This window comes from Anaerobiospirillum sp. NML120449 (genome assembly GCF_023051105.1).
Classification (GTDB): Bacteria; Pseudomonadota; Gammaproteobacteria; order Enterobacterales; family Succinivibrionaceae; genus Anaerobiospirillum.
The window spans coordinates 1-2,706 of sequence record NZ_JALKIL010000087.1 but is presented as its reverse complement, the minus strand read 5'-3'; the positions used below and the strand labels follow the sequence as shown (position 1 = coordinate 2,706).

The 2,706-nt window shown below is 40.8% G+C and carries 2 protein-coding genes and 2 pseudogenes; 2 read left to right on the top strand and 2 right to left on the bottom strand.

The genetic code is table 11. The features are described from left to right. Positions 1 to 115: 115 nt before the first annotated feature. Positions 116 to 268: pseudogene (locus tag MXE41_RS12855) on the top strand (tetracyline resistance-associated transcriptional repressor TetC); the annotation flags it as partial. 112 nt (positions 269 to 380) lie between these two features. On the opposite strand, the gene tet(B) reads toward MXE41_RS12855, so the two are convergent. Beyond that, positions 381 to 1,586, bottom strand: coding sequence for a tetracycline efflux MFS transporter Tet(B) (tet(B), locus tag MXE41_RS12850; protein ID WP_114200720.1), 1,206 nt, complete (start codon positions 1,584 to 1,586; stop codon positions 381 to 383). An 81-nt stretch (positions 1,587 to 1,667) separates the two neighbouring features. On the opposite strand from tet(B), the gene tetR(B) reads away from it, so the two are divergent. Then, complete coding sequence (gene tetR(B), locus MXE41_RS12845) at positions 1,668 to 2,291, top strand: tetracycline resistance transcriptional repressor TetR(B) (RefSeq protein ID WP_000088605.1); 624 nt, start codon at positions 1,668 to 1,670, stop codon at positions 2,289 to 2,291. On the opposite strand, the pseudogene MXE41_RS12840 reads toward tetR(B), so the two are convergent. Beyond that, a pseudogene (locus MXE41_RS12840) lies at positions 2,269 to 2,565 on the bottom strand (transcriptional regulator); the annotation flags it as partial. The gene tetR(B) and the pseudogene MXE41_RS12840 overlap by 23 nt on opposite strands. Positions 2,566 to 2,706: the final 141 nt, after the last annotated feature.

The following is a 2,706-nucleotide window of genomic DNA, read 5'->3' as shown; positions in this document are numbered from 1 at the left end:
GCATAAAGTGTGAACTCGATCACCTGCAAAGGATAATATAGTGTAGTTTTATTCCAATTCAAATTAATCGATGACAGCAGAATTATGTGCTGTTTTTTCTTAAGGACCGAATTGTCGGTCTACATGTGATGATGTGCTTAAAAACTTACTCAATGGCTGGTTTATGCATATCGCAATACATGCGAAAAACCTAAAAGAGCTTGCCGATAAAAAAGGCCAATTTATTGCTATTTACCGCGGCTTTTTATTGAGCTTGAAAGATAAATAAAATAGATAGGTTTTATTTGAAGCTAAATCTTCTTTATCGTAAAAAATGCCCTCTTGGGTTATCAAGAGGGTCATTATATTTCGCGGAATAACATCATTTGGTGACGAAATAACTAAGCACTTGTCTCCTGTTTACTCCCCTGAGCTTGAGGGGTTAACATGAAGGTCATCGATAGCAGGATAATAATACAGTAAAACGCTAAACCAATAATCCAAATCCAGCCATCCCAAATTGGTAGTGAATGATTATAAATAACAGCAAACAGTAATGGGCCAATAACACCGGTTGCATTGTTAAGGCTCACCAATAATCCCTGTAAAGCACCTTGCTGATGACTCTTTGTTTGGATAGACATCACTCCCTGTAATGCAGGTAAAGCGATCCCACCACCAGCCAATAAAATTAAAACAGGGAAAACTAACCAACCTTCAGATATAAACGCTAAAAAGGCAAATGCACTACTATCTGCAATAAATCCGAGCAGTACTGCCGTTTTTTCGCCCCATTTAGTGGCTATTCTTCCTGCCACAAAGGCTTGGAATACTGAGTGTAAAAGACCAAGACCCGCTAATGAAAAGCCAACCATCATGCTATTCCATCCAAAACGATTTTCGGTAAATAGCACCCACACCGTTGCGGGAATTTGGCCTATCAATTGCGCTGAAAAATAAATAATCAACAAAATGGGCATCGTTTTAAATAAAGTGATGTATACCGAATTCGATTGCGTCTCAACCCCTACTTCGGTATCTGTATTATCACGTGTATTTTTGGTTTCACGGAACCAAAACATAACCACAAGGAAAGCGACAATATTTAGCAACGCAGCGATAAAAAAGGGACTATGCGGTGAAATCTCTCCTGCAAAACCACCAATAATAGGCCCCGCTATTAAACCAAGCCCAAAACTTGCCCCTAACCAACCGAACCACTTCACGCGTTGAGAAGCTGAGGTGGTATCGGCAATGACCGATGCCGCGACAGCCCCAGTAGCTCCTGTGATCCCTGAAAGCAAACGGCCTAAATACAGCATCCAAAGCGCACTTGAAAAAGCCAGCAATAAGTAATCCAGCGATGCGCCTATTAATGACAACAACAGCACTGGGCGCCGACCAAATCGGTCAGACATTTTTCCAAGCCAAGGAGCAAAGATAACCTGCATTAACGCATAAAGTGCAAGCAATACGCCAAAGTGGTTAGCGATATCTTCCGAAGCAATAAATTCACGTAATAACGTTGGCAAGACTGGCATGATAAGGCCAATCCCCATGGCATCGAGTAACGTAATTACCAATGCGATCTTTGTCGAACTATTCATTTCACTTTTCTCTATCACTGATAGGGAGTGGTAGAATAACTCTATCAATGATAGAGTGTCAACAAAAATTAGGAATTAATGATGTCTAGATTAGATAAAAGTAAAGTGATTAACAGCGCATTAGAGCTGCTTAATGAGGTCGGAATCGAAGGTTTAACAACCCGTAAACTCGCCCAGAAGCTAGGTGTAGAGCAGCCTACATTGTATTGGCATGTAAAAAATAAGCGGGCTTTGCTCGACGCCTTAGCCATTGAGATGTTAGATAGGCACCATACTCACTTTTGCCCTTTAGAAGGGGAAAGCTGGCAAGATTTTTTACGTAATAACGCTAAAAGTTTTAGATGTGCTTTACTAAGTCATCGCGATGGAGCAAAAGTACATTTAGGTACACGGCCTACAGAAAAACAGTATGAAACTCTCGAAAATCAATTAGCCTTTTTATGCCAACAAGGTTTTTCACTAGAGAATGCATTATATGCACTCAGCGCTGTGGGGCATTTTACTTTAGGTTGCGTATTGGAAGATCAAGAGCATCAAGTCGCTAAAGAAGAAAGGGAAACACCTACTACTGATAGTATGCCGCCATTATTACGACAAGCTATCGAATTATTTGATCACCAAGGTGCAGAGCCAGCCTTCTTATTCGGCCTTGAATTGATCATATGCGGATTAGAAAAACAACTTAAATGTGAAAGTGGGTCTTAAAAGCAGCATAACCTTTTTCCGTGATGGTAACTTCACGGTAACCAAGATGTCGAGTTAACCACCCTTTAGATTCATAAAGCGAAAATAATGCGGCTCCAACGTACCCACCTAAATGGAAACGGCGTTCACTCCAATCTAAACACGCACAACAGATTTTACGTGAATGTTTGGAAGGAACGTCAATTCCCATTTCATGAAAATATTGAATACCACTTAATGTGATCATTGAACCATTTTCAGTGATCCATTGCTGTTGACAAAGGGAATCATAGATCGTTGACACGCGTCGCTTATTCCAGCATCAGCTCTGCCTGAGGAAATTGTTTCAAAGTATGAGGGCGTGAAAACAGCAGTGCTCAGAAGAACTACTACAAGGAAGGTAATTCGTAAGCGTGCTGTCGATGAGTCTGTGAAG